Genomic DNA, 23,221 nt, shown 5'->3' with positions numbered 1-23,221 from the left:
GGGACATGGTGGTGACCGGCTCGGCCGGGTTCGGGGGTGTGCCAGCGACGCACTCTGACGAGGTGGTCCGGGTCAGTGGCGTGAGCCGGACCTTCGGCCGGGGCGAGCACGCCGTGCACGCGGTGCGGGACGTGTCGTTCAGCGCCAACCGTGGCGAGCTGGTCGCCATCCGGGGTCGATCCGGGGCCGGCAAGACCACGTTGCTGAACCTGATCGGCGGGTTGGACCGGCCGGACAGCGGTCAGGTGGTGGTGGCCGGGCACGAGGTGACCAGGGCCGGTGAGGCGGAGCTGCTGCGGCTGCGCCGGGGCACCGTCGGGTTCGTGTTCCAGACCTTCGGGTTGGTGCCGATCCTCTCCGCCGCCGAGAACGTCGGCGTGCCGTTGCGGCTGGCACAGGTGCCGGCCGCGGAGCGGGAGCAGCGGGTCGCGGTGCTGCTGGAACTGGTCGGCCTGGGCGGGCACGCGGCACAACGCCCGTACGAACTCTCCGGTGGGCAGCAGCAGCGGGTCGCGGTGGCCCGCGCGCTGGCCAACGAGCCGGACCTGCTCATCGCCGACGAGCCCACCGGTCAGCTGGACTCGGAGACCGGCCGGTCGATCATGGACCTGCTGCGCGCGGTGGTGCACTCCCGTGGCATGACGGCGCTGGTGGCCACGCACGACCCGGCCCTGATCGACCTCGCCGACCGGGTGCTCGTCCTGCGCGACGGCCACCTGGTCGACGGCTGACCGCGTCCGTCAGAGCGCGAGCTTCATGCCCTCGTGGCTCGCCACGAAGCCGAGACCCAGATAGAAGCGGTGCGCGTCCTCGCGGGTCTTGTCGGTGGTGAGCTGCACCAGGCCGCAGCCGCGCTGCCGGGCCTGGTCGATCGCCCAGGTCATCAGGTCCCGGCCCAGCCCCTGGCCACGCCGGTCCGAGCGGACCCGGACCGACTCGATGAGGGACCGCTCGGTGCCGTGCCGACCCAGGCCCGGGATGTAGGTGATCTGGAGGCAGCCGACCAGCACACCGTCCTGCTCGGCCACGATCAGTTGGTTGCGCGGGTCGGCGGTGATGTCCGCGAACGCCTTCTCGTAGGCCTCGTCGACCTCGGTGAAATCGCGGGCCTTGCCCAGCACGTCGTCGGCGAGCAGGGCGATGACGGCGGGCAGGTCGGCCCGGATCGCCTCGCGGTAGATCACATCGGTCATGCCGGTGAGCCTGGCACACCGACATGGGCGGATGGGCCGGTGCCCGTTGCTCCCGGGGGGCAGCATGGCGGCATGGAGGTTCTGCTGCTGCCGTTCCGCTGGATCTACCGGGCGCTTGTGTGGTTCGCGAACTCGCCGCGCACCCTGATCACGTCGTACCTGCTGATGATCGTGGTGGCCGGGATCATCTACGGCGAGGTCGAGCAGCGCAACCCCGCCGACGCGGTCTGGTGGGCGGTGGTGACCGCGTCCACCGTCGGGTACGGCGACATCTCACCGACCAGCTGGGCCGGGCGCGTGCTCGCCGCACTGCTCATCTCGACCATGGTGCTGCTGGTCATCCCGCTGATCACCGCGCACTTCGCCAGCCGGCTCATCGTCGACGACGACGCCTTCGAGCACGAGGAACAGGAACAGCTCAAGGCCGACGTGCGCCGGATGCGGGCGCTGCTGGAGGAACTGGCCACCCGGCAGGGCATCGAGCTACCGCCGTTGCCACCGACCCGGCCGGTCACCGGGCCGGGCAGCGAAGCCCCTCCCTGGGAACGGTCAAGTCGATCAGGTAGGCGTCGACCGCCGCGGTGATGCAGGAGGTCTGCGGGTACGCGGTGTGCCCCTCGCCCTCCCAGGTGAGCACCCGACCGACGCCCAGCATCGAGGCGAGCCGCGGGGTCTGCTCATAGGGCGTCGCCGGGTCACCGGTGGTGCCGACCACCACGATCGGCGGTGCGCCGTTCGCGCGGCCGGTCGGGTACGGGTCACGCCCACCCGGCCATTCGACGCAGCTCAACATGCCGACCGCGAGCGCCGGCCCGAACAGCGGGTATTTCCCGCGCCACTCGGACTGCAACTGCCGAATCTGCTCCCGGCTCGGCTTCTCCGTCTCATCGGCGCAGTTGATGGCCAGGTTGGCGTCGAACAGGTTCGAGTAGCGGCCGTCGTCGCCCCGGCCGGCGTACGCGTCGGCGAGCCGGAACACGTCCTTCGGGTCGCCCTCGGCCAGCCGGTCGATCGCCTGGGCCAGCTCCTGCCAGCCGGACTCGGTGTAGAGCGACGAGATGACCGCGTAGAACACCCAGCCGGCGGTTGCCTCTCGCCCGTCGGCCCCGCGTACCGGGGAGACCTTGGCCTTGTCGATGGCCGAGGTGACCGCGGCGCGTGCGTCCGGAGCGATCGGGCAACGGTCGGCGGTCGCCGCGCACCAGCGGGTGAAGTTGTTGAACGCGCGCTCGAAGCCGCGGGCCTGGCTCTCCGAGCCCTCCACCAGCCGCTGCTGCGGGTCGACCGCGCCGTCGAGCACCAGCGCCCGCACCCGCTGCGGGTAGAGCTGGGCGTACGTGGCGCCGAGCAGGGTGCCGTAGGAATAGCCCAGGTAGGTGAGCTTGTCGTCACCCACGGCGGCGCGTACCGCGTCCATGTCCCGGGCAGCCTGCTCGGTGCCGTAGAGCGGCAACTGGTCGCCGTACCGATCGCCACAGCCGCGACCGATCCGCTGGCTCAGACCGGCGAAGCCGTCGAACGCCGGCTGGCTAGCCGGGTCCGGGTCGTAGCCGAAGCTGGCGTCCAGATCGGCGTCGGAGATGCACTTCACCGGGCTGGACCGGGAGACCCCGCGCGGGTCGAAGCCGACGATGTCGAAGCGCTCGGTGATCGAGGTGGGCAGCCCGCCGAACTGGGTGCCGAAGGAGAGGTAGACGGCGGTGTCGACGCCGGAACCGCCAGGGCCGCCCGGGTTGACCACCAACGAGCCGATCCGGTCCCGTTGCTTCGTGGACCGGGCACGCAGCAGGGCGATCTCGAAGGTCTGCCCGGCGCCCGGGCCGGCCGTCGCCCCACTGCCGGTGCCCCAGTCGCGAGGCACCGCGATCCGGGTGCACTCGTAACGCATGTCCGGTGCGCCGCGCCCGACCAACTCTTCCGGAATGTCCGGGCAGGGCCGCCAGGTCGGCGCGCTACCGGTCGGAGCGGCCGCACCCTCCACGTCGGTGCGTGGCGCGAACGCGGGCAGCGTGCAGCCGGCGGTGAGCAGCGCGGCCACGGCGAAGGCGGCCAGAGTGCGACGGACCCGGCGACTGGTCGCCATCCGAAGCTGGTCGGCGGTGCGGGTCACGGGGTCCTCCGAGCTCGGGTCGACGGCCAGGCTACGCCGAGCCGTTGGCGGCCCGGTCCACGGTGGCCGTCGGGTCGCCGCGCAGCACCTGGTCCACATCGAAGCGGATCGGGCGGTCGAGCTGGTCGTAGCGGCAGGATCGCGGATCGCGGTCCGGTCGCCAGCGGACGAACTGGGCGGTGTGCCGGAACCGTTCGCCCTCCATCGCGTCGTAGCCCACCTCGACCACCAGCTCCGGGCGCACCGGCTCCCACTCCAGGTTCTTCGTGCCGGTCCACCGGCTCACCCCGCCCGGGATGCGTTGGCCCCGCTCGTGGTCACCATGCACCCACGGGTGTTCGCCGCCGGTGTCCCGGTAGGGCGCCAGCTCGTCGAGCAACTCCGCGCGACGGGCCATGCTGAACGAGGCGCTCACCCCCACGTGGTGCAGAACCCCGGCGTCGTCGTACAGGCCGAGCAACAGCGAGCCCACCACCGGGCCGGACTTGTGCCACCGGAAGCCGGCGACCACCGCGTCCGCGGTGCGGGCGTGCTTGACCTTGAACATCAGCCGCTTGCCCGGCTCGTACGGCAGGTCGGCCGGTTTGACGATCAGCCCGTCCAGCCCGGCGCCCTCGAAGACGTCGAACCAGCGGCGCGCGGTGTCCGGATCGGTGGTGACCTGGGTGACGTGCACCGGTGGACGCACCCCGGCCAGCGCCTCGACCAACCGCTCCCGGCGACGGGGGTAGGGCTGGTCGAGCAACGCCTCGTCGCCGATGGCCAGCAGGTCGAAGGCGACGAAGTCGGCCGGTGTGGTCTCGGCCAACATCTTCACCCGGGACGCGGCCGGGTGGACGCGCTGGGCCAGCAGCTCGAAATCCAACCGGGGCTGCCCGCTCGGCCCGTCGCGCCGGATGACGATCAGCTCACCGTCGACCGCGCACCGCTCGGGCAGTTGCCGGCGGGCCTGCTCGACCACCTCGGGGAAGTAGCGGGTCATCGACTTGCCGCCCCGACTTGCCAGCTCGACCTCGTCGCCGTCGCGGAACACGATGCACCGGAACCCGTCCCACTTCGGTTCGTAGGTCACCCCCGGCGTGGTGGGCAGCTTGGCGACGCTCTTGGCCAGCATCGGCTCGACCGGTGGGTTGATCGGCAGGTCCACGGCGACCAGTCAACCAGACGGCACCGCCAGCCGTGAGGCAGATCACCGTGGGTGCGCGGGTGGCGTGTCCGCCCGCGCGCCGCTCGTCCCCGCCGGGCGAATCGGATAACCGCAGGTCAGAGCTAATTTCGCGAGGTGTCCGAGTGGGTCTGTGACTGCTGTGGGCGGTGGCGGGTGAGCGTCGAGCTGATCCGGGGCCGCTACCGCTACCGGCTGACCCGCCGTTACCCGGAGCGGTTCGGCGGCGGGCGGAACGTGCTCGGCGAGGTCGGTTCGGTGCCGGAGCTGGAGGAGCTGCTGCGCCGGCGTACCCCGCTCACCCTGGCCGACCTGCACGAGGCCGCCTGATTCCGCGCTGGTGGGTACCGGTGTCACGATCCGTCAGGCACCCTCGTCTCCATGACGCGGCGCCCCCGGGCGGCGCCGCCCGGGGAGGAGACGCGATGCGGTTCGAAGCCGGTACGGAGATCGCCGCCGACCCCCAGCTGGTCTGGGCGGTGCTGGTCGACGTGCAGCGGTGGCCGGACCGGAGTGGACGGCCTCGGTGAGCCAGGTCGAACGGGGAGAGCCGGGGCCGCTCACCGTCGGCGCGACGGCCCGGCTGACCCAACCGAAGCTGCGGCCGGCACTCTGGCGGGTCACCGAGCTGACCGAGGGGCGCGACTTCACCTGGGTCTCCGAGGCCCCCGGCGTGCGGACCCGCGCGGAACACCGGTTGCTGTCGCTGCCCGCCGGACGTACCCGGGTCGAGCTGGCCATCGTGCAGTCCGGGCCGCTGGCTGGGCCGGTCGGCTGGCTGTACCGCGATCTGCTCCGTCGCTACCTGCGCCTGGAGGCCGACGGGCTCAGGCGTCGCTGCGAGCAGGGCTGACGGGCGGCCGTACCCTGGCCCGTGTCCGGACGAGCCGAAGGGGGATCGGTGGCCGAGCTGACGTACCCGGAGGTGGGCCGGACCCGGCACGGGTCTCTGCCCGGCGGGTACCACCACCTGCGCCACCGGTACCCGCTGCCGGCCGGCTGCTTCAACACGGCGGCCGAGGCGGTGCTGAGCTGGCGGCTGCACCGCGCCGCCGGGGTCCGGATGCGCACGGACGCCCCGCGTGCCACCGAGGGCGTGCTGGTGAGCGCCGGGCTGGGCGTGGGCCCGGCCCGCATCTGGGGGCCCTGCCAGGTGATCTGGAGCGAGGAGTCGCCGGGGCTCGTCGGTTTCGGCTACGGCACCCTGCCCGGGCACCCGGAGCGGGGCGAGGAGGCGTTCGTGGTCGGCCGCGACGACGCCGGCGGGGTCTGGTTCGAGGTACGCGCGTTCAGCCGCCCGGACCGCTGGTTCACCCGCGCCGCCGGCCCGGCCACGCGGGCCGTGCAGCACACCTACGCCTGGTGGCTCGGCCGCACCCTGCGCCGGCTCTGCGCGGGCCGCTGACCTCTGCGCAGCGGTCAGAACCGGGCGAACGAGCGGATCGGGGCGCGGGGCCCGTACTTCGGTGCCTGGATGCCGGCGGCCTCCAACAGCAGACACACCCGGCCCCGGTGACCCCGGAACGGCTCCAGCAGGGCCAACATCCGGGCGTCGTCGCCCCTCGGCTCGCCGGCGAGCGCCCAGGCCACCGTGTTCGGGATGTGGTAGTCGCCGACGCTGACCGCGTCCGAGTCCCCGTACGCGATCCGGACCACCTCGGCGGCCGTCCACGGCCCGATGCCGGGGATGGCGGTCAGCCGGCGGGTGGCCTCGGTGGCGTCGGCGCTGCGCTCCAGCCGGTCGGCGAGTGCGGCGGCGCGACGCAGCGTGTCGGCCCGGCGTTGCTCCACCCCGAACGGGTGGAACACCCAGTACGGGGTCGCGGCCACCGCGGCGGCCTCGGGCGGCAGGAGCAGCGGCTGCAGCGGACCGGGCGCCGGCTCCCGGAAGTGCCGCACGGTCGCCGCGTACGCCCGGTACGCCTCCTTGCCGGTGACCTTCTGCTCGAAGACCGCGCGCAGCAGCCGGGGGAAGACCTGCCCGGTCGTGGGCATCCGTAGCCCCCGGTGCTCGCGGGCCAGCCGGGCGACCAGCGGATGCGCCGCGGCCAGCTCGGCGAAGCCGGTCTGGTCGTCGCGCAGCCCGGCGATCGCGTCGGCGCGGTCCAGGACATGCTCGGCGCCCGGCCCGTAGCCCTCGGCGAGCAGCTCGCCACCGGCGGGCCGCAGCGCCAGGGTGGCCGGCCCGTCCGGGGTGCGGGTGGCCCACCAGAAGGTGCCAGCGGCGACTCGGGCGCACGGGTCGTACGGGCTGAAGGTGAGCGCGCGGACCGAAGCGGCCAGCCGGTAGCCGACCGGCGGGTGCAGCACCCTGGTCGCGGCAGGTTCGGTCTCGGTCACCCGCCAACTCTGCCACGTGCGGGGCGGGACGCCGGCACCACCGGTATGCCGACATCCCGCGCACGGCGATGGCCGGCCGCGCCCTCTCCGGCGACGACCGACCACCGTGTCCTCGTGGCGAACGGCCTCAGTACGAGTAGCCGGAGCCTCCGGCGTCGCTCGACCCGCTGTCCGCCGGCGGTGCGACCGCCTTCGGCGTGGAGGTGGGCAGGCAGCTCAGGTTCTTCTTGCCGTCGGGCTGGACCACGAACCAGGTGCCACCAACCGCCTGGCCCTTCCACTGGCCGGGCTTCTTGTCGCCGATGTACCGGTACACCGGCCAGCCGCCGACGGTGAGCTGACGGGTGCCGTCCTGGCGGGTCACGCTGCCGACCTTGTCGTCGGAGACGCCGGTGAGCTGCGGGTTGCCGTCGGTCAGCGCCGGGGGCCACACCTCGGCGCACTTGTCGACACAGTTCGACGACGGCGGGTCGGCGGTGTCCTTGTCGAAGCGGTACAGGATCCAGCCGTCCTGGTCGGTGACCACCTTGCCCATTCGGGCGACACTCTTGCCGATCAACTGCTCGGTCAGGTCCACGTTCGCGGGCGGCGCGTCGGCGACCGGCGCCTCCGCGGACGCCGAGGCCTCGGGTTCAACCGTCGCGGTGGGCTCGGCCGCGGCGACGGCGACCGGCTCAACCGCGCTCGAGTTCGCCCCGTCGTAACCCGCGGGAGCGCAGGCCGTTAGTGCGACCATCGCGCTCGCGACGATGACGGTCCGCTTCATCTGTGCCACGTGCCCTCCTCATTCTTGGCAGTTCACCCATAGGTACGGCGGGCAGGCTGTCAAGGTTGAAGCTTTAACAGTGGTCAATTTCACGTGAATTGATTGAACCGATTCGGGCTGCCATCCGTACGCCCTCGCACGGGATGCTTTCGGCAAAAACAGATCGGCGCCGGCCATTGTCACAATGGCCGGCGCCGATCGGGTGAGCGAGGCTACATGGACACGGTGACCAGCGGACTCGCGACACCGTTGGCATCCACCGACTGCACCTGGAGCTGCTTGATGTCAGCCACCGGGGCCGACGTCGAGGCACTCAATTCCAGACCCTGCGGTCGGGTGTTGGTGCCGTATCCGCTGTCCGGCACCGACCAGGTCGAGATGACCTCGGGGCTGGCGTTCTTCCGCACCACCACCAGCCGGCAGGTGCGTGGGCCGGGCAGCTTCCGCAGGCTGAAGTTGATCCGGGTGCCGTAATCCTTGGTCACCAGGAACATGGTGGTCTGCACACCGGTCGTCGGGTCGGTGGCCTCGACCTGGTCGCCCTCCTCCTCGGTGCCGCCGACACCCGGCCCGCTCGGCGGGGCCGTCGGCCCGCTCGTCGCCGGGTCGTTCGGTGCGCTCGGCGTCGAATCCGCGAGCACGCCCGGCGGCGGCTCGCTGCCGGTCACGCTGACGAAGCCGTACCCGGTCAGACCGCCGAAGACCACCACCGCGGCGGCGGTCGCGAGCAACTGACGAAACCGGGTCCGCCGCCGGTCGCGGCGGACCGCGCCCAGCGTCCGGTCCAGCAGCGCCGGGTCGGTTGCGGTCTGCTCCAGCGCCATCATCGTCTCGCCGTCGATGTCGGAGAGCAGCCCCACCACCGGCACCATCGTCTCCAACTCGGCCGCACACGCCCAGCAGGTGGCCAGATGCTCCTCGAACCGCTCAGTGTCCTGCTCGTCGAGCACACCGAGCGCGTACGCCGCGACGTCCATGTGGTCCGGCCGGCTCATTCTGTCACCCCCCGCTCCTGCAGAGCCGTGCGCAGCGCGCGCAGCGCGTAGTAGACCCTCGACTTGGCGGTGCCGAGCGGCAGCCCCAACTCCTCGGCGGCCTCCGGCACCGTCCGCCCCCGGAAGTACGTCGAGATGAGGATCTCCCGGTGCGACTGGCTGAGCGTACGCAGCGCGTCCGCCACCGTCATGGTGCGCAGCACCCGGTCGGTGCTGTCCGCCTCGGCGAACGCGGTGAGATCCCGGTCGTACGTCTCCGGCGGCCGGGCCTCCTGGCTGCGGTGCTCGTCGATGGCGATCCGACGTGCCACCGTGACCAGCCACGGCCGCAACGAACCCTGCCCCTGCGTACCCAGGCGGTGCGCGTTGCGCCAGGCCCGCAGCAGCGTCTCCTGGACGATGTCCTCCGCGCGCTGCCGGTCCCCCCCGGTGAGGCGCATGACGAACATCAGCAACGGGCCGGCATGCTCGGCATAGAGCTGCCGGATCAACTGGTCGGAGTGGCTCGCCTCGGATGACGTCGCCTGATGGCGCCCGGGCGCCGGTCGCGGCGTCACCGGACCATTCTGGCGAGACGTCGCGCGCGCGTCGACCCCCCGGGCAGACGAGGTTGGCCGAGACGAGGACCGCGCCGACAACCAGTCCGCGCGTACCGCGTCGCCATGCCAACCGGCCGCCACCGCGTGCATGCAGACCTCCGGGATGTCCGTGACCAACGCCGGCCCACGAGGTGGGCCGCCCGGTGGTACGCAGCACCGCCCCGAGCGGATCAACGAACCGCGAAAAAAGTTCCGCACTGCCGTGGGTGGACGGTCAGCGGCGTACGGAGAACAACCCCGGCGGTGGCGGATCGGAACCGGTGGCGTCCGCGTCCCGGACCACCTGCGCGCCGCTGGCGAAACGGTCCAGCTCGTCGCCGGCCACCACCCGACCGGGGAACCAGTCGCCGGCAGCGCGCCGGGTCAGCTCCGGCACCGGCGGTGTGGCCCGCCCGGCGACCAGCACCAGATTGCCGTACCGGCGGCCGCGCAGCACTGCCGCGTCCCCGATCAGACAGGCCTGCGGCAGCACCGAGCGGACCGTGGCGACCTGCCCACGGGCGTGCCGCAGCGGCGGGCCGTCGGCCAGGTTCGCCAGATACCAGCCCCCGGGGCGGAGCACCCGAGCCACCTCGGCCGCGTACTCCACCGACGTGAGGTGGGCCGGGGTACGGGCACCGGCGAACACGTCGGCGACCACCACGTCGTAGCTGGCGTCCCGGCTGGAGCCCAGCACGGCCCGCGCGTCCTCGACGCGGACCCGCAGCCGCGTGTCGGCAGGCCAGGGCAGCGCCCGGCGAACCAGCTCCACCAGCGCGCCGTCCACCTCGGACACCCGCTGGGTGGAGCCAGGCCGGGTGGCGGACACGTACCGGGGCAGGGTCAGGGCACCACCGCCGAGGTGCAGCACCCGCAGCGGCTCACCGGCCGGTGCGATCAGGTCCACCGCGGCGGCCAGCCGCCGCACGTACTCGAATTCCAGGTGGGTGGGGTCGGTCAGGTCGACGTGCGACTGCGGCGCGCCGTCCAGCAGCAGCGTCCACGAACCGGCCCGGTCCGGATCCGGAATGAGCTCCGCCTGCCCGGTGTCCACCTGCTCGACCACCCGGTCACCCGCCCGTTTACGTCCCACCGCGACCAGTATCCGCGTTCACCGGGCGGCGCGGGCCGCGGCGGTCAACGCGCGGTGCAGCAGCCGGGAATCACCGAGCAGGGCCCGCAGTCGACGCTCCAGGCCGGCGATCGGGATCAGGTTCTGTGGGGCCCGCGGATCCTTGTACGGGGTGGAGGCGAACCGGGGCAGGGTGACCAGCGACAGGTCGGCCAGCTCGATCGCCGCCTCGACGGGCAGGTCGGCGGAGCACTCCACCCGGACGATGCCGGCCCACGGCGCGCCGACCGCCACCGGCAGCCGCAGATACCACGACCAGCCACCCCAGGCGGTGCCGAGCCGGAACACCGGTGAGCGCTCACCCGACGCCAGGCCGGTCACCACGGCGGTCAGCCGGGCGTCCAGGTATTGGCTGTGCTGGGTCTTGATGTAGCCGAGCGTGCGCGGCAACTGCCGGCGGCTGCGCAACGGACCGTCCACCACCAGCAGGTCACCATCGACCCGGGCGGCATCGGACACCGCCACCTCCAGCGCGGTCAGCGGGCCCTGCACCGCGGCCGGCAGCTTCGCCAGCTCACCCGTGCCACCCACCCGGTGCACCGGGTAACGGATCGCACCGGCCACCACGTCCTGAGCCGACGGGCTCGCGGTGAACAGACCCCGGCCAACCCGGGTGCCAGCCAACTGCGCCGCCCCCCGGCCCAGGTCGCACCGGACCACCCCGGCCGCGTACGAGGCGGCCAACCCGGGAAACGACCCGCCGTCGGTCTCGGCCGTCCAGATGCTCGCGTCGATTCGTCGGACCCCGTCGACCAGCAGCACCACGTCGGGCGCCCGCACCCCGGGGCGTACCCCGATCGCCCGCCAGTCCACGGCCGGCAGCTCCGCGCCCGCGTCGACCTGCGCGCTGCTCGGCGCGGCCGGGCCGGCGGCGGACGCCTCGAACGACGCCCCGTACGCCGGATCCCACGAGTCGACGAAGAACGCCGCGTCGCTCCTCGCGCTCACCGGCCGGTCCGTTCCACCCGCGCCGAACGGGCGTCCTTGCGCACCTCGAAACGGACCGGGATGCGCTCGGCCAACGCCGACACGTGGGTGACCACGCCGACCATGCGGTCGCCCCGGGCGGCCAGGTTTTCCAGGGTGGCGGCCACCGTGTCCAGGGTGGCGGCGTCCAGCGTGCCGAAGCCCTCGTCCAGGACGATCGACTCCAGGCTCGCCGCCGTGGTGGACATCCCGGCCAACTGCTCGGAGAGCGCCAAGGCCAACGCCAGCGACGCCTGGAACGTCTCACCGCCGGAGAGGGTGCGTACGCCCCGGCGCAGCCCCGCGTCGTGGTGGTCGACCACGAAGAACTCGCCCTTGTCGTGCACCAGCTCGTACTGGCCGGAGGAGAGCTCCCGCAGGATTCCCGACGCACCGTCGACGAGCAGGTCCAACGCCTCGGCCAGCAACCACCGCTCGAAGTTGTTGGCCCGCAGGTGCCCGGCGAGCGCGCGCGCCACCTGGGCCTCCCGCTCGTGCCCGGTCCGCTGTTCGCGTAGCGTGCCGGCCTGCTCTCGGCGTTCCCGCAGCCGCCGCCGGTCGGCGTCGGCCCGCTCCACCGCCACGGTCGCGGCGTGCACCGGGTCGTCACCGACCGGCACCTCGGCGGCCGCGAAGATGTCGGCGATACGCCGCCGCACCGCGTCGGCCACCGACTCGGCCTTGGCCACGGCCTCGGCCCGCCCGGCCCGGTCGGCGCGGCGGCGGTCCGCCTCGGTCGTCGCCCAGCCGGTCAGCGCCGCCCACGCGGCGGCCATGTCGTCCCGATCGGTCGCGGGCGGGCCGAACCGGGCCAGCCCGTCGCGGGCGGTGTCGAAGGCCCGCCACGCGGCGCGCAGTCGTTCCTCGGCGGCGTCCACCCCGGCCCGGGTCTGGCGAGCGGTCTCGCGGCCGGCCCGAACGGCGGTCGCCGCCTCCTCCAGCGCGCGCCGCAACCGGGCGTGCTCGGCCAGCTCCCGGCGCAGCACGGCCGGCTCGGCCGCATCGGCGAGCTGCCCGTCCAGCTCGGCCAGCCGGGCTTCCACCTGCTCCTGCCGGGCCCGCGCCTGCACCAGCAGCCGCTCCAGGTCACGCGCCGCCGCGTCCCGCTGCTGCACGGTCGCCTGCGCGGCCTTGGTCGCGGCCCGCGCCGCCTTGCCCGCCGCCGTCGCGGACGCCACCGCCGAATCGGCCGGCACCGCCGGCACCTCAGCCACCGGCTGCGCACACACCGGGCAGGCCGAGCCGGGGTGCAGGTGCACCCGCAGGCTGACCGCCAGGTCCGTGGCCTTCGCCTCCTCGTGCGCGCGGAAGGCCGCCTCCAGCTCGGCGTCGGCCCGCTCCGCGGCCGCGCGGGCGGCGGCCAGCGCGGCCACCGCCGCGACGTGCTCGTCGTTCGCCGCGCTCACCGCCGCGCGGACCGTCTCGGCCTCGCCGGACAGCCGGTCCCGATCGTCGTACGCCCGCAGCAGCAGTCGCACCGCGCTCTCGTCCCCGGCGCCGGCCAGCTCGCCGCGCAGCTTCTCCTCGCGCTCCTCGGCCAGCGACACCCCGACCGCCGCCGCCTCGGCCTCGGCCCGCGCCGCGGTCACCGCGCGGGCCACCTCGGCCACCCCGCCCGGCGCCCGCACCCCGGTCAGCACGGTCAGCTCGTCGTCGAGGGCGGTCAGCGTCGCCGCCGCCTCCCGCGCGGCGGCCCGGGCCGTCGCCAGCTCCGGCACCGCCGCGGTCACCGCGGCCGCCAGCTCGGCCATCCGGTCGACCCGGGCGTCGGCCTCGGCCAACGCCTCGTCGTCGACGCCGGTGAGCCCGGCGAGAACCTGGTCGACCGCCTCCAGCCGGGCCTCCGCCTGCGCCGCCCGCGCCGTCGCCCGCTTCTGCACGTCCTCGTAGACCCCGAGGCCGAGCAGGTTGACCAGAATCTGCTGCCGGGTCGCCGGCTTGGCGTGCAGGAAGTCGGCGAACTGCCCCTGCGGCAGCACCACACAGCTGGTGAACTGCTCGTACGGCAGCCCCACCGCCTCCAGCACCGCCTGCTCCATCTCGGCGGGGGTGCCAGCCACCACCTCACCGAGGTCCTCGGGGCTCAACCCGGTGTCCAGTTTGGTCACGTCGAAACCGGCCGGCATCTGCTGCAACCCGGCGTTCGCGGTCTTGACGTTGCCCCGGCCGTCCCGTCGGACCACACGGGTCGCCACGTACCGCGCCCCGCCGGACTCGAACACCAGCCGCACCCGGGCCTCGGTCGCCGACGGTGCGAGCGCGTTCGCCAACCCCCGGGCGCCACCCCACCGGGGCACCGTGCCGTAGAGGGCGAAGCAGATGGCGTCCAGCACGGTGGACTTGCCCGAACCGGTCGGGCCGATCAGGGCGAAGAAGTCGGCGTCGGTGAAGTCGACGGTGGTCTCGTCGCGGAAGACCGTGAACCCGGCCATGTCCAACCGCATCGGACGCATCAGTGATCGACCTCCTCGAAAAGCTCGTCGAAGAGCTCCCGGACGCCCTCGTCGGCGTGGCCCCGGCTGTCCAGGTAGTCGGCGAACAACTCGCGGGGGGACCTGCCGGACCGTTGCGCGATGCGCGCGCCGCTGCCCGCCGCGGCCAACAGCTCCGGGTCGATCCGGATCTCCAGCGCCCGGGGGAGCAGCTCCTGGACCTCCTCGCGCAGGCCGGCGCGGGGTTGCTCCCGTACGTACACCCGCAGCCAGGCGTCCGGTGCCTCGATCTCGGCGAGCTGGGCCAGGGTGCCCCGCACGGTGCGCAGCGCACTCGCCGCGGTCACCGGCACCTCTCGCACCCGGGCGGCGGTGCTGGCGGTCACCTCGACCAGCGTCACCGACGGGACGTTCTCCTGCTCACCGAAGTCGACCGCGAGCGGGCTGCCGCTGTACCGCACCGGGCAGGGGCCCTCGACGCGCTGCGCCCGGTGCAGGTGGCCCAGCGCCACGTAGTGCGCGGTCGCCGGGAAGACGGTGGCCGGAACGGCGTAGCCGAGCACGGTGTGCGCGTCCCGTTCGCCGCCGCCGGTGGCCGCGCCGGTCACCGTCAGATGCGCGGTGACCAGGTGCACCCGGTCCGGTTCGGTGAAGCCCTCGGTCAGTCGGCCCAGCACCCGGCCCAGGTGGTCGGCGTACGTCTGGTTGGTCTCCGCGGCGGTCAGCTCGTACATCTCCAGCGCGCGTACCGCGTACCGCTGGGACAGGAACGGCAGCGCGGCCAGCTGCCACCGCTCGCCGCCCGCCGTGGTGCCGTCGATCACGTGCTCGTCCGGGTTTTCGCGTACCCCACCGCGCAGCGTGATGCCGGCGGCGTCCGCCCATGGGCGCAGCGCGTCCAACGCCGGGCCGTTGTCGTGGTTGCCGCCGATCGCGACCACGTCCGCGCCGGTGCGCCGCAGCGCGGTCAACGCCCGGGTGACCAGGCGGGTCGCCTCCGAGGTGGGCGCGGCGGTGTCGTAGAGGTCGCCGGCCACGATCACCAGATCCGGCTGCTCGGCGCGGGCGATGTCGATCACCCCGGCCAGCACGGCCTTGTGCTCCTCGGCCCGGGACTGCCCCTTGAGCACCTTTCCCACGTGCCAGTCGGAGGTGTGCAGGATCTTCATGGCTGTGCCGGCCCCTACCTAGAACGGGATGTCGTCGTCGGTGCCGCCGCCGGAGCCCACCACGGCGAACGGGTCGGCGGACTGGGTGATCGAGCGCAGCGTCTCCGATGGTGCGCGGCCCGCCTCGGAGACCCGGGTGGCCCAGGCCGGGAACGGGAACTCCAGACAGAGCGGCACCGGGATGTCCGGCTGGTTGACGAACATGGTGCCCGGCTTGGCCAGCAACGCCCGCTGTCGTTGCGCGGGTGGGAGGAAACCGTACTCCGGGCGGGAGGCCTCGGCCGGGTCGAGCCGGCCGACCACCCGGATCGCCGAGTTGGTGACGATCCGCCGTTCCACCTCGCTCGCCGTCTGCTGCGCGCCGATCAGGATCACCCCGAGCGAGCGGCCCCGCTCGGCGATGTCGAGCAGCACCTCCTTGATGGGGGAGGAGCCCTCCCGGGGGGCGTACTTGTTGAGCTCGTCGAGGACGACGAAGAGCAGCGGCTTGGCGGTGCCGGACTTCTCCTTGCGCTCGAACTCGCTCTTGAGCGTCACACCGACCACGAACCGCTGCGCACGGTCCGGCAGGTTGTGCAGGTCGACCACCGTGACCTGCGCCGACTCGCTGGTGTTGATCGAGTGCGGGCGGCGGGTGGCCAGATCACCGCGGATCAGCCGGGCGAGGTCCTTCTTGCTGCCGATCAACCGCCGGGCGAACGCGTTGACGGTGCCGAGACCGACCGCGCTGCCCGCCCAGTCCGAGCGGGTCTCGTCGTCGTTGAGCTGGTCGACGATGTGGTCGACCAGGTCGCCGTAGGAGCCGAGCCGCACCCCGTCGATGCTCACTCCGCCGTCGGCGGGCTGGGCGTAGCGGGCCAGGTGCGCGGCCACCGAGTGGACCACCATCGTGTACTGCTGGCGCTCGTCGTCGGCGTCGGCGAAGACGTACGGCAGCAGGCGGTCGGCGCAGAACTCGCTCAGCGTCCAGTAGAACGAATCCACCCCGGTGAGCCGGCTGCTCACGTCCGGTGTGCCGGCGGCGTCGCCGACGCGGGGCGGGGCGTACACCCGTACGTCGGGGAACGCGCCGGCGCTCAGCCCGAGCTTCGCGTACGCCGCGCGGGTGGGCTCGTCGAGGCGGGTGTTGGGGTGGTCGAGGAAGAGCAGGTCCTCACCCTTGACGTTGAAGATCAACGCCTTGGCGTTGACCGCGTCGCCACCCAGCACACCGGAGCGGAAGACCGAGTAGAGCAGGAAGGTGGCGAAGCTGGTCTTGGTGGCCACCCCGGAGATGCCGGAGATGGAGACGTGCGCGCCCCGGCTGCCGTCGAGGAAGTCGGCGTTGAGGTAGACCGGCACCCCGTCGCGACCCATCCCCATCGGGATGCGCCGCTCCATCCGGTCGAAGTGCAGCGCGCGTGCCCGGGCGTCACCCTCGGCCCGGTGCACCACCGCGCCCGGGGTTGGCGGCACGTACAGCTCCGGATCGACCCGGGTCGTCGTCACCTCGGCCGCCTCCTGCACCTGCGCGGGCAGCGTGCCGTCGGCGATGGCGAACACGTCGGAGTCGAACTGGGCGCCCTCGTGCCGAGCGCGGACCTGGGTGACCACCCCGGCGATCGTCACCGGCTCCCGGTCGGGCAACTCCCGGCGGGTGACCACCACGTCGTCGAGCTGGAGGTAGCTGCCCGGCGCCACGGCCGTCCAGAACTGCAGCGGGGTGGCGTCGGCGGTGCCCAGCACCCGCCCGACCGCCTCGCCAGGGCTGTCCGGGCCGGCGTCGGTCATCGGGCGACTCGGGTCGGTCGGGATTCACGGTCGGCGCGCATGACGTGCATCCTGCCCGAGGAGTACGACAGGTCGCCACGCGACGCGGCGGACGACACCATGCGCCGTCACACTCACGACGCTTGGTGTGCGGATGGGCGACGGCCCGTCACGGACGGGCGTGGCGGAGCATGAGGACGCCGTCGTCGGCGGCGAGCACGTGCCGCAGCGGCAGGTGCCGGGGCGCTGCGGCGTCGCCGGCGGTGATCCGACCGGGGCCGGGCCCGGCGAGCAGCGGAGAGACGGTGAGGCACAGCTCGTCCACCAGGTCGGCCGCGGTGAGCGCGCCGAACAGGTGCGGGCCGCCCTCGCAGAGCAGTTGGGTCAGCCCGCGTCGGTGCAGCTCGGTGAGGCCGGCGGCCAGGTCGACCCGCTCGGCGCCGCAGCGCAGCAGGTCGGCGACGTCGGTCAGCCCGGGCGGCGGGTCGGCGTCGGTGCGGGTGAGCACGATCGGGCGGACCGGCGCGTCGGCGAAGGCGGCCTGCGCCGGGTCCAGAGCGAGCGAGTCGGAGACGACCACCAGCGTCGGGTACTCGGCCAGCCCGTGCTCGCGACGCCAGGCGCGGCGACGCTCGTTGAGCCGGACCGCCCGGTACCCCTCGTGGCGAAGCGTGCCGGCGGCCACCACCAGCGCGTCGCAGAGCATCCGCAGCAGGCCGAACACACGCTTGTCCGGCTCGCCGGAGAGCCCGGCGGAGTAGCCGTCCACGGTGACCGCGCCGTCCAGGCTGGCGACGAAGTTGACCCGTAGCCGGGGCCCGTCGGCGCGGCCGTAGAGAGCGGTCAGCGCGGCGTCGTCGAGCGGCTGCGCCGACGGCTCGGGCCAGAGCCGCCGGATCGGGATTCCGACGGTCATTCGCCGGCCGGACCGGTGACCGGAGGGGTCGGTTCGGCGGTACGGTGCTGGCAGTCACACCAGTTCCGGCCCGGGCAGTCGTCGTGTCGCCGGGCCCGGCACGCTCGGCAGATCATGCTCGCAGCCTAAGCCGCGGGAGGACAGGACAGCATGCCGCGTCAGATCTTCCAGTTGAAGATGTCCCTCGCCGGCGTCCGCCCGCCGGTGTGGCGACGGGTGCTCGTGCCGGCTGGGTACACGCTGGACCGCCTGCACCGGGTGGTGCAGCACGCGATGGGGTGGCGGGACTGCCACCTGCACTCTTTTGAGATCGACGCCGTGCAGTACGGCGAGCCCGACCCGGATGGGGAGTTGGCGCTGCACGACGAGTTGGACGTGCGACTGGACGCGGTTCTCGGCAAGGGCAGCCGGTTCTATTACACGTACGACTTCGGCGACTGGTGGGAGCACGACCTGGTCGTGGAGGACGCGCTGACCGCCGACCCCGACGAGCGGTACCCGGTCTGCCTGGACGGCGAGCGGGCCTGCCCGCCGGAGGGTGTCGGTGGGCCGCCGGGCTACCAGACGCTACTGGTCGCGTTGGCGGATCAGGGCGACCCTGCCGGCCACGCCGACCCGCAGCACGCGATGCTGCGCGACTGGGCAGGTCCCACCTTCGACCCGTCCCACTTCGACCCCGACCGCACCACCACCCTCCTCCGCCGCTTCGCCTAACCCCCATCCCACCCCACCCCTGCTCGGGTTGATCAAGAGTTTTGCGTCAGCAGAGACGCGATTCCTGACCGAAATCTCTTGATCAACCCGGAGATGGGGGAGTGGGAGCGGGGGTGGGGTTTTGGGAGAGGGTGCTGGCGGTAACGATCTGGGAACGCTCCCATCGCCCTATTGACACCCCCGTTACCCGGCGGCAATCTCATGGGAGCGCTCCCGGAGGTGGCATGGGTCACTCACGCATCCCCCGGCCTGGCGCGATGAGCACCCCCACCACACCCACCCAGCCTCACCACCGGAAAGAGGGGTCAGCGAATGAGTGTCACCACGCGGCGTACCCGCCTGGCGGCCGCTGCCCTGGCCGCGATCACCGCAATCGGCGGTCTCGCGGCCTGCGGCAACGACGACGACAAGCCGGCGGCCGGCGAGAAGCCGGCCAAGCTGGTCGTCGACACCTTCGGCGAGATGGGCTACGACGAGCTCGTCAAGCAGTACGAGAAGGACACCGGCATCAAGGTCGAGCTGCGCAAGACCGCGCAGCTCGCCGAGTACCGGCCGAAGCTGGTCCGCTACCTGGCCACCGGCAAGGGCGCGGCGGACGTCACCGCCCTGGAAGAGGGCATCCTCAACGAGTTCAAGCCCAACGCGCGCAACTGGGCCGACCTCGCGCCGCTGGTCGCCGACCACTCCAAGGAGTACCTGCCCTGGAAGTGGGAGCTGGGCAAGGCGCCGGACGGTCGGCTGATCGGCCTCCCGACCGACGTCGGCAGCCTCGCCGTCTGCTACCGCAAGGACCTGTTCCAGGCTGCCGGTCTGCCCACCGAGCGCGACCAGGTGTCGGCGCTCTGGCCGGACTGGAAGGGCTTCCACGACGCCGGTCTGAAGTACAAGCAGGGCAGCGGCGGCAAGGCGTTCATCGACTCGATCACCGCCGTCTCCAACGGCGTGATGTTCCAGGGCAACGGTGACCTGTTCTACGACAAGGAAGACAACATCATCGCGGACACCAGCCCCGCGGTGAAGAACGCCTGGGAGACCGCCACGTCGATGGCGGACATCTCCGCCAAGGCGCAGACCTGGTCGCCGGAGTGGTCGGGTGGTTTCAAGCAGGGCACCTTCGCGGCCACCTTCTGCCCGTCCTGGATGCTCGGCATCGTGTCGGACAACTCCGGTCCGGCCAACAAGGGCAAGTGGGATGTCGCGTCCGTGCCGGGCGGCGGCGGTAACTGGGGCGGCTCGTGGCTCGCGGTTCCGGCGCAGAGCAAGTACCCGAAGGAGGCGGCGAAGCTCGCCGAGTACCTGACCAACGCGAAGAGCCAGGTCGAGGCCTTCAAGCTCAAGGGCCCGCTGCCCACGAACCTGGAGGCGCTGAAGAACGACGCGTTCATCAGCTACACCAACGAGTACTTCAGCAACGCGCCGACCGGCAAGATCTTCGGGGAGAGCGTCGCCAAGATCCAGCCGACCCACCTGGGCCCGAAGCACCAGGCGATCAAGGAGAACGCACTCGAGCCGGCCCTGCGGGCGTTCGAGAGCGGGCAGGCCGACAAGGCGAAGGCCTGGGAGCAGTTCACGAAGGACGCCAAGACTCAGGGTGCCTTCTGAGTGATTCCCTGCCGGTGGCGTTCGGGGCTTCCCGGACGCCACCGGCCGGTCCCCTCCGCGTAGCGCCCTGCGCGAGGGCCCCCGGGCCTCGCCGGAAAAGGAAATTCGCATGAGCCTGTCGGCCACGACGGCACCGCCGTCGCCAGCAGCACCGCCTTCTCCCGACGTCTCTTCCCGACGCAGCCGGGGAAGGTTACTCAACCGCCTCGATGTCAAGTACTCGCCGTACCTCTACATCGCCCCGTTCTTCCTGATCTTCGGCGCGTTCGGGTTGTACCCGATGGTGCGTACCGCCTGGATGTCGCTGCACGACTGGGACATGATCGGCGAGCACTCGTTCATCGGCTTCGACAACTACACCCGGCTGTTCTCCGACGAGTACTTCTGGAACGCGCTGGTCAACACGTTCGGCATCTTCGCCCTGTCGACCATCCCGCAGCTGTTGCTCGCCCTCTTCCTGGCGAACCTGCTCAACCGGACCTTCCTGCGCGCGAAGACCTTCTTCCGGATGGCCATCTTCATGCCGAACGTGGTCTCGGTGGCCGCGGTCGCGATCGTCTTCGGGATGCTCTTCCAGCGGGAGTTCGGGCTTTTCAACTGGCTGCTCAGCTTCGTCGGTGTCGACGCGGTCGACTGGGACGGGCAGCGGTGGAGCTCCTGGATGGCCATCTCCTCCATGGTCAACTGGCGGTGGACCGGGTACAACACCCTGATCCTGCTCGCCGGGATGCAGGCGATCCCGAAGGACCTCTACGAGGCGGCGGCGATCGACGGCGCCAGCCAGTGGCGGCAGTTCTGGCAGATCACCCTGCCCATGCTCAAGCCCACCTTCATCTTCGTGGTCATCCTGTCCACGATCGGTGGCATGCAGCTCTTCACCGAGCCCCTGCTCTTCGCCAACGGCAACATCCTCGGCGGCAACCAGCGGCAGTTCCAGACGCTGGCCATGTACATGTACGAGATGGGCATCCAGAACCTGAACACCGCAGGCTACGGAGCTGCGGTCGCCTGGGCGATCTTCATGATCATTGTCGTGGTGTCGCTGTTCAACTTCCTACTCGTCCGCCGCTCGGCGAAGTGAGGAGAGATCGATGATCTCGGCTTCCCAGCGCCTGTGGCGCACCAGCCCACTGACGTACCTGGCACTCGTGTTTGCGGCGCTGCTGTCGATCTACCCGTTCTACTACATGATGGTGATCGGCACTCGCAGCCTGGACTCCATCAACGACGTGCCGCCGCCGCTGACCCCCGGCGGAGCGTTCGGTGACAACTTCGGGCGGGTGCTCGACAACGACGCCGCCAACTTCCTCACCGGCATGATGAACTCGATCATCGTCTCCTCGGTGGTCACCCTGTCGGTGGTGCTCACCGGTTCGCTGGCCGGGTTCGCCTTCGCCAAGCTGAAGTTCCGGGGCAGCAACGCCCTCCTGCTGGCGATCATCGTCACCATGATGATCCCGACCCAGATGGGCCTCATCCCGCTCTGGGGCATGATGCAGGACCTCGGGTGGTACGACACCCTCTACGCGGTCACCGTGCCGTTCCTGGTCAGCGCCTTCGGCGTGTTCATGATGCGGCAGTACGCCAGCCAGGCGATCTCCGACGAGCTGATCGAGGCCGGGCGGGTCGACGGGGCGAGCACGTTCCGGATCTACTGGAGCATCGTGCTGCCCGCGCTGCGCCCCGCCGCCGGCGTCCTCGGTCTGCTGACCTTCATGGAGACCTGGAACTCGTTCCTCTGGCCGTACGCCATCCTCTCCCCGGAGAACCCGACCCTGCAGGTCTCGCTCTCCTTCCTCTCGTACGCCTACTACACCGACTACTCCCAGGTGTTCGCCGCCACGGCGATCGGCACCATCCCCCTGGTGCTCGTCTTTCTCCTGTTTGGCCGCCAGATCATCGGCGGGATCATGGAAGGTGCCGTCAAGTCGTGAGCAACCCCGCCAGCCCACCCGCCGTCAGCGTCCTCGACGAGCGCCCCGGGCTGACCTTCCCACCCGGGTTCCTGTGGGGGGCCGCGACCGCGGCCTACCAGATCGAGGGGGCGGCGGCCGTGGACGGCCGCACCCCGTCGATCTGGGACACCTTCAGCCACACCGATGGCCGGGTCGTCGCCGGGCACACCGGCGACGTGGCGTGCGACCACTACCACCGGCTCGGCGACGACGTCGCGCTGATGGCGGAGCTGGGCCTGAAGTCGTACCGTTTCTCGGTCTCCTGGCCCCGGGTGCAGCCTGGCGGCACCGGCGCGGCCAACCCGAAGGGCCTGGACTTCTACCAGCGGCTGGTCGACGAGTTGCTGGCCAACGGCATCGAGCCGTGGCTGACCCTCTACCACTGGGACCTGCCGCAGCCCCTGGAGGACGCCGGCGGCTGGCCGGCCCGGGACACCGCGGCCCGCTTCGCCGACTACACCACGCTGGTCGCCGACGCGCTCGGCGACCGGGTGCGCTACTGGACCACGTTGAACGAGCCGTGGTGCTCGGCGTTCCTCGGCTACGGCTCCGGTGTGCACGCGCCCGGCCGCACCAACGGGGCGGACGCGGTCCGCGCCGGGCATCACCTGATGCTCGGTCACGGCCTGTCCGTGCAGGCGCTGCGGGCCGCCCGGCCGACCGCCGAGGTGGGGGTGACGGTCAACCTCTACCCGGTCGACCCGGCCAGCGACGCCTCCGCCGACGTGGACGCCGCCCGGCGGATCGACGGGTTGGCCAACCGGTTCTTCCTCGACCCGCTGCTGCGCGGGTCGTACCCGGAGGATCTGGTGGCCGACCTCAGCGCGGTGACCGACTTCGACCACGTGCACGACGGTGATCTGGCGACCATCTCCACGCCGCTGGACATGGTCGGGGTCAACTACTACAGCCGGCACGTGGTCGCGGCCCCGACCGGCGGCGCGGAGGCGGCGTCAGCCCCCACCTGCTGGCCGGGCAGCGGGGACGTCCGGTTCGTCACCCGGGGTGTCCCGGTCACCGACATGGGCTGGGAGATCGACGCCCCGGGCCTGGTCGAGACGCTGCTCCGGGTGCACGACTACACCGATCTGCCCCTGTACGTCACCGAGAACGGCTCCGCCTTCGTCGACACGGTGGTCGACGGGCAGGTCGACGACGTCGACCGGTTGGCCTACTTCGACGCCCATCTGAGGGCCGCGCACGAGGCGATCAACGCCGGGGTGCCCCTGCGGGGATACTTCGCCTGGTCGCTGATGGATAATTTCGAATGGGCCTGGGGTTACACCAAGCGGTTCGGCATGATCCACGTCGACTACGACAGCCAGGTCCGTATCCCCAAGTCCAGCGCCAAGTGGTACGCCTCGGTGATCCGGCGCAACGGTCTGGCCGCACAATAGGCTCGGGCCAGCCATCAGGACGGCCCGAGCGTCCACCTCTCG

The 23,221-nt window shown here is 71.9% G+C and carries 23 protein-coding genes; 10 read left to right on the top strand and 13 right to left on the bottom strand.

Annotated elements, in window-relative coordinates; all coding sequences use genetic code 11:
* The first annotated feature begins 5 nt into the window (after nucleotides 1-5).
* Nucleotides 6-731, top strand: coding sequence for an ABC transporter ATP-binding protein (locus ACQEUX_RS17105; protein WP_433049907.1), 726 nt, complete (start codon nucleotides 6-8; stop codon nucleotides 729-731).
* A 9-nt stretch (nucleotides 732-740) separates the two neighbouring features.
* On the opposite strand, the gene ACQEUX_RS17100 is transcribed toward ACQEUX_RS17105, so the two are convergent.
* Nucleotides 741-1,193, bottom strand: coding sequence for an N-acetyltransferase family protein (locus ACQEUX_RS17100; protein WP_433048315.1), 453 nt, complete (start codon nucleotides 1,191-1,193; stop codon nucleotides 741-743).
* A 72-nt stretch (nucleotides 1,194-1,265) separates the two neighbouring features.
* On the opposite strand from ACQEUX_RS17100, the gene ACQEUX_RS17095 reads away from it, so the two are divergent.
* A complete protein-coding gene (locus ACQEUX_RS17095) occupies nucleotides 1,266-1,778 on the top strand; it encodes a potassium channel family protein (RefSeq protein WP_433048312.1) in 513 nt (170 codons plus the stop codon).
* On the opposite strand, the gene ACQEUX_RS17090 is transcribed toward ACQEUX_RS17095, so the two are convergent.
* Both ACQEUX_RS17090 and ACQEUX_RS17085 read right to left on the bottom strand, forming a co-directional pair.
* Nucleotides 1,705-3,276 carry an alpha/beta hydrolase gene (locus tag ACQEUX_RS17090; protein ID WP_433049904.1) on the bottom strand — a complete coding sequence of 524 codons (1,572 nt, stop codon included), beginning with the start codon at nucleotides 3,274-3,276 and terminating at the stop codon, nucleotides 1,705-1,707. The two genes, ACQEUX_RS17095 and ACQEUX_RS17090, sit on opposite strands and share 74 nt — an antisense overlap.
* A gap of 58 nt (nucleotides 3,277-3,334) precedes the next feature.
* The gene (locus tag ACQEUX_RS17085) at nucleotides 3,335-4,450 is read right to left on the bottom strand and encodes an ATP-dependent DNA ligase (protein ID WP_433048309.1); all 1,116 of its coding nucleotides are present in this window, start codon (nucleotides 4,448-4,450) and stop codon (nucleotides 3,335-3,337) included.
* Nucleotides 4,451-4,585: 135 nt separating this feature from the next.
* Here ACQEUX_RS17085 and ACQEUX_RS17080 point away from each other — a divergent pair, with 135 nt between their 5' ends.
* The 3 genes from ACQEUX_RS17080 to ACQEUX_RS17070 all read left to right on the top strand — a co-directional run bounded on the left by ACQEUX_RS17080 (nucleotide 4,586) and on the right by ACQEUX_RS17070 (nucleotide 5,873).
* The gene (locus ACQEUX_RS17080) at nucleotides 4,586-4,798 is read left to right on the top strand and encodes a hypothetical protein (RefSeq protein WP_396781646.1); all 213 of its coding nucleotides are present in this window, start codon (nucleotides 4,586-4,588) and stop codon (nucleotides 4,796-4,798) included.
* Between the two features lie 196 nt (nucleotides 4,799-4,994).
* Nucleotides 4,995-5,321, top strand: a complete 327-nt coding sequence (locus tag ACQEUX_RS17075; protein WP_433048305.1) for an SRPBCC family protein — start codon at nucleotides 4,995-4,997, stop codon at nucleotides 5,319-5,321.
* A 48-nt stretch (nucleotides 5,322-5,369) separates the two neighbouring features.
* Nucleotides 5,370-5,873, top strand: a complete 504-nt coding sequence (locus ACQEUX_RS17070) for a DUF1990 family protein (protein ID WP_433048302.1) — start codon at nucleotides 5,370-5,372, stop codon at nucleotides 5,871-5,873.
* 14 nt (nucleotides 5,874-5,887) lie between these two features.
* Here ACQEUX_RS17070 and ACQEUX_RS17065 read toward each other — a convergent pair whose 3' ends face one another.
* The 10 genes from ACQEUX_RS17065 to ACQEUX_RS17020 form a co-directional block, all read right to left on the bottom strand.
* On the bottom strand, nucleotides 5,888-6,808 hold the full coding sequence (locus ACQEUX_RS17065; RefSeq protein ID WP_433048299.1) for a DNA-3-methyladenine glycosylase family protein: 921 nt from the start codon (nucleotides 6,806-6,808) through the stop codon (nucleotides 5,888-5,890).
* A gap of 127 nt (nucleotides 6,809-6,935) precedes the next feature.
* The gene (locus ACQEUX_RS17060; protein WP_433048296.1) at nucleotides 6,936-7,583 is read right to left on the bottom strand and encodes a hypothetical protein; all 648 of its coding nucleotides are present in this window, start codon (nucleotides 7,581-7,583) and stop codon (nucleotides 6,936-6,938) included.
* 203 nt (nucleotides 7,584-7,786) lie between these two features.
* Nucleotides 7,787-8,569, bottom strand: coding sequence for an anti-sigma factor family protein (locus ACQEUX_RS17055; RefSeq protein ID WP_433048294.1), 783 nt, complete (start codon nucleotides 8,567-8,569; stop codon nucleotides 7,787-7,789).
* Nucleotides 8,566-9,258, bottom strand: a complete 693-nt coding sequence (locus tag ACQEUX_RS17050; protein ID WP_433048291.1) for a sigma-70 family RNA polymerase sigma factor — start codon at nucleotides 9,256-9,258, stop codon at nucleotides 8,566-8,568. The genes ACQEUX_RS17055 and ACQEUX_RS17050 overlap by 4 nt, the downstream gene beginning before the upstream one ends.
* Before the next feature lie 124 nt (nucleotides 9,259-9,382).
* Nucleotides 9,383-10,240 (bottom strand): spermidine synthase, encoded by an 858-nt coding sequence (locus tag ACQEUX_RS17045; protein WP_433048288.1) that lies wholly within the window; start codon nucleotides 10,238-10,240, stop codon nucleotides 9,383-9,385.
* Nucleotides 10,241-10,258: 18 nt separating this feature from the next.
* The gene (locus tag ACQEUX_RS17040; RefSeq protein ID WP_433048286.1) at nucleotides 10,259-11,227 is read right to left on the bottom strand and encodes a hypothetical protein; all 969 of its coding nucleotides are present in this window, start codon (nucleotides 11,225-11,227) and stop codon (nucleotides 10,259-10,261) included.
* Entirely contained in the window at nucleotides 11,224-13,698 is a 2,475-nt protein-coding gene (locus ACQEUX_RS17035; protein WP_433048283.1) for an AAA family ATPase, read from the bottom strand. Before ACQEUX_RS17035 ends, ACQEUX_RS17040 begins: the two co-directional genes overlap by 4 nt.
* Nucleotides 13,698-14,846, bottom strand: coding sequence for an exonuclease SbcCD subunit D (locus tag ACQEUX_RS17030; RefSeq protein WP_433048280.1), 1,149 nt, complete (start codon nucleotides 14,844-14,846; stop codon nucleotides 13,698-13,700). The genes ACQEUX_RS17035 and ACQEUX_RS17030 overlap by 1 nt, the downstream gene beginning before the upstream one ends.
* A gap of 18 nt (nucleotides 14,847-14,864) precedes the next feature.
* Nucleotides 14,865-16,616, bottom strand: coding sequence for an ATP-binding protein (locus ACQEUX_RS17025; protein ID WP_433048277.1), 1,752 nt, complete (start codon nucleotides 16,614-16,616; stop codon nucleotides 14,865-14,867).
* A 148-nt stretch (nucleotides 16,617-16,764) separates the two neighbouring features.
* Complete coding sequence (locus ACQEUX_RS17020) at nucleotides 16,765-17,511, bottom strand: pyrimidine reductase family protein (RefSeq protein WP_433048274.1); 747 nt, start codon at nucleotides 17,509-17,511, stop codon at nucleotides 16,765-16,767.
* 150 nt (nucleotides 17,512-17,661) lie between these two features.
* Between ACQEUX_RS17020 and ACQEUX_RS17015 the strand changes: the two genes are divergently transcribed.
* The 5 genes from ACQEUX_RS17015 to ACQEUX_RS16995 all read left to right on the top strand — a co-directional run bounded on the left by ACQEUX_RS17015 (nucleotide 17,662) and on the right by ACQEUX_RS16995 (nucleotide 23,179).
* Nucleotides 17,662-18,225, top strand: a complete 564-nt coding sequence (locus ACQEUX_RS17015) for a plasmid pRiA4b ORF-3 family protein (RefSeq protein WP_433048271.1) — start codon at nucleotides 17,662-17,664, stop codon at nucleotides 18,223-18,225.
* Nucleotides 18,226-18,537: 312 nt separating this feature from the next.
* Nucleotides 18,538-19,827, top strand: a complete 1,290-nt coding sequence (locus ACQEUX_RS17010) for an ABC transporter substrate-binding protein (protein WP_433048268.1) — start codon at nucleotides 18,538-18,540, stop codon at nucleotides 19,825-19,827.
* Between the two features lie 109 nt (nucleotides 19,828-19,936).
* On the top strand, nucleotides 19,937-20,908 hold the full coding sequence (locus ACQEUX_RS17005; protein WP_433048265.1) for a carbohydrate ABC transporter permease: 972 nt from the start codon (nucleotides 19,937-19,939) through the stop codon (nucleotides 20,906-20,908).
* 10 nt (nucleotides 20,909-20,918) lie between these two features.
* Nucleotides 20,919-21,761, top strand: a complete 843-nt coding sequence (locus ACQEUX_RS17000; protein ID WP_433048262.1) for a carbohydrate ABC transporter permease — start codon at nucleotides 20,919-20,921, stop codon at nucleotides 21,759-21,761.
* Entirely contained in the window at nucleotides 21,758-23,179 is a 1,422-nt protein-coding gene (locus ACQEUX_RS16995) for a GH1 family beta-glucosidase (protein WP_433048259.1), read from the top strand. The genes ACQEUX_RS17000 and ACQEUX_RS16995 overlap by 4 nt, the downstream gene beginning before the upstream one ends.
* The last annotated feature ends 42 nt before the right edge of the window (nucleotides 23,180-23,221 follow it).

Origin of the sequence: Micromonospora sp. CA-259024, assembly GCF_050936255.1 — a bacterium.
GTDB lineage: Bacteria > Actinomycetota > Actinomycetes > Mycobacteriales > Micromonosporaceae > Micromonospora.
The sequence above is the reverse complement of the archived record's forward strand: the minus strand, read 5'-3'. Positions and strand labels throughout refer to the sequence as shown.

What these genes read in the sequence shown, in the direction of transcription:
- ACQEUX_RS17015 (WP_433048271.1), top strand. Translation starts at nt 17,662, where the DNA reads ATGCCGCGTCAGATCTTCCAGTTGAAGATGTCCCTCGCCGGCGTCCGC.
- ACQEUX_RS17010 (WP_433048268.1), top strand. Translation starts at nt 18,538, where the DNA reads ATGAGTGTCACCACGCGGCGTACCCGCCTGGCGGCCGCTGCCCTGGCC.
- ACQEUX_RS17025 (WP_433048277.1), bottom strand. Translation starts at nt 16,616, where the DNA reads ATGACCGACGCCGGCCCGGACAGCCCTGGCGAGGCGGTCGGGCGGGTG.
- ACQEUX_RS17030 (WP_433048280.1), bottom strand. Translation starts at nt 14,846, where the DNA reads ATGAAGATCCTGCACACCTCCGACTGGCACGTGGGAAAGGTGCTCAAG.
- ACQEUX_RS17090 (WP_433049904.1), bottom strand. Translation starts at nt 3,276, where the DNA reads ATGGCGACCAGTCGCCGGGTCCGTCGCACTCTGGCCGCCTTCGCCGTG.
- ACQEUX_RS17050 (WP_433048291.1), bottom strand. Translation starts at nt 9,258, where the DNA reads ATGCACGCGGTGGCGGCCGGTTGGCATGGCGACGCGGTACGCGCGGAC.
- ACQEUX_RS17055 (WP_433048294.1), bottom strand. Translation starts at nt 8,569, where the DNA reads ATGAGCCGGCCGGACCACATGGACGTCGCGGCGTACGCGCTCGGTGTG.
- ACQEUX_RS17020 (WP_433048274.1), bottom strand. Translation starts at nt 17,511, where the DNA reads ATGACCGTCGGAATCCCGATCCGGCGGCTCTGGCCCGAGCCGTCGGCG.
- ACQEUX_RS17105 (WP_433049907.1), top strand. Translation starts at nt 6, where the DNA reads ATGGTGGTGACCGGCTCGGCCGGGTTCGGGGGTGTGCCAGCGACGCAC.
- ACQEUX_RS17035 (WP_433048283.1), bottom strand. Translation starts at nt 13,698, where the DNA reads ATGCGTCCGATGCGGTTGGACATGGCCGGGTTCACGGTCTTCCGCGAC.
- ACQEUX_RS17095 (WP_433048312.1), top strand. Translation starts at nt 1,266, where the DNA reads ATGGAGGTTCTGCTGCTGCCGTTCCGCTGGATCTACCGGGCGCTTGTG.
- ACQEUX_RS17100 (WP_433048315.1), bottom strand. Translation starts at nt 1,193, where the DNA reads ATGACCGATGTGATCTACCGCGAGGCGATCCGGGCCGACCTGCCCGCC.
- ACQEUX_RS17000 (WP_433048262.1), top strand. Translation starts at nt 20,919, where the DNA reads ATGATCTCGGCTTCCCAGCGCCTGTGGCGCACCAGCCCACTGACGTAC.
- ACQEUX_RS17005 (WP_433048265.1), top strand. Translation starts at nt 19,937, where the DNA reads ATGAGCCTGTCGGCCACGACGGCACCGCCGTCGCCAGCAGCACCGCCT.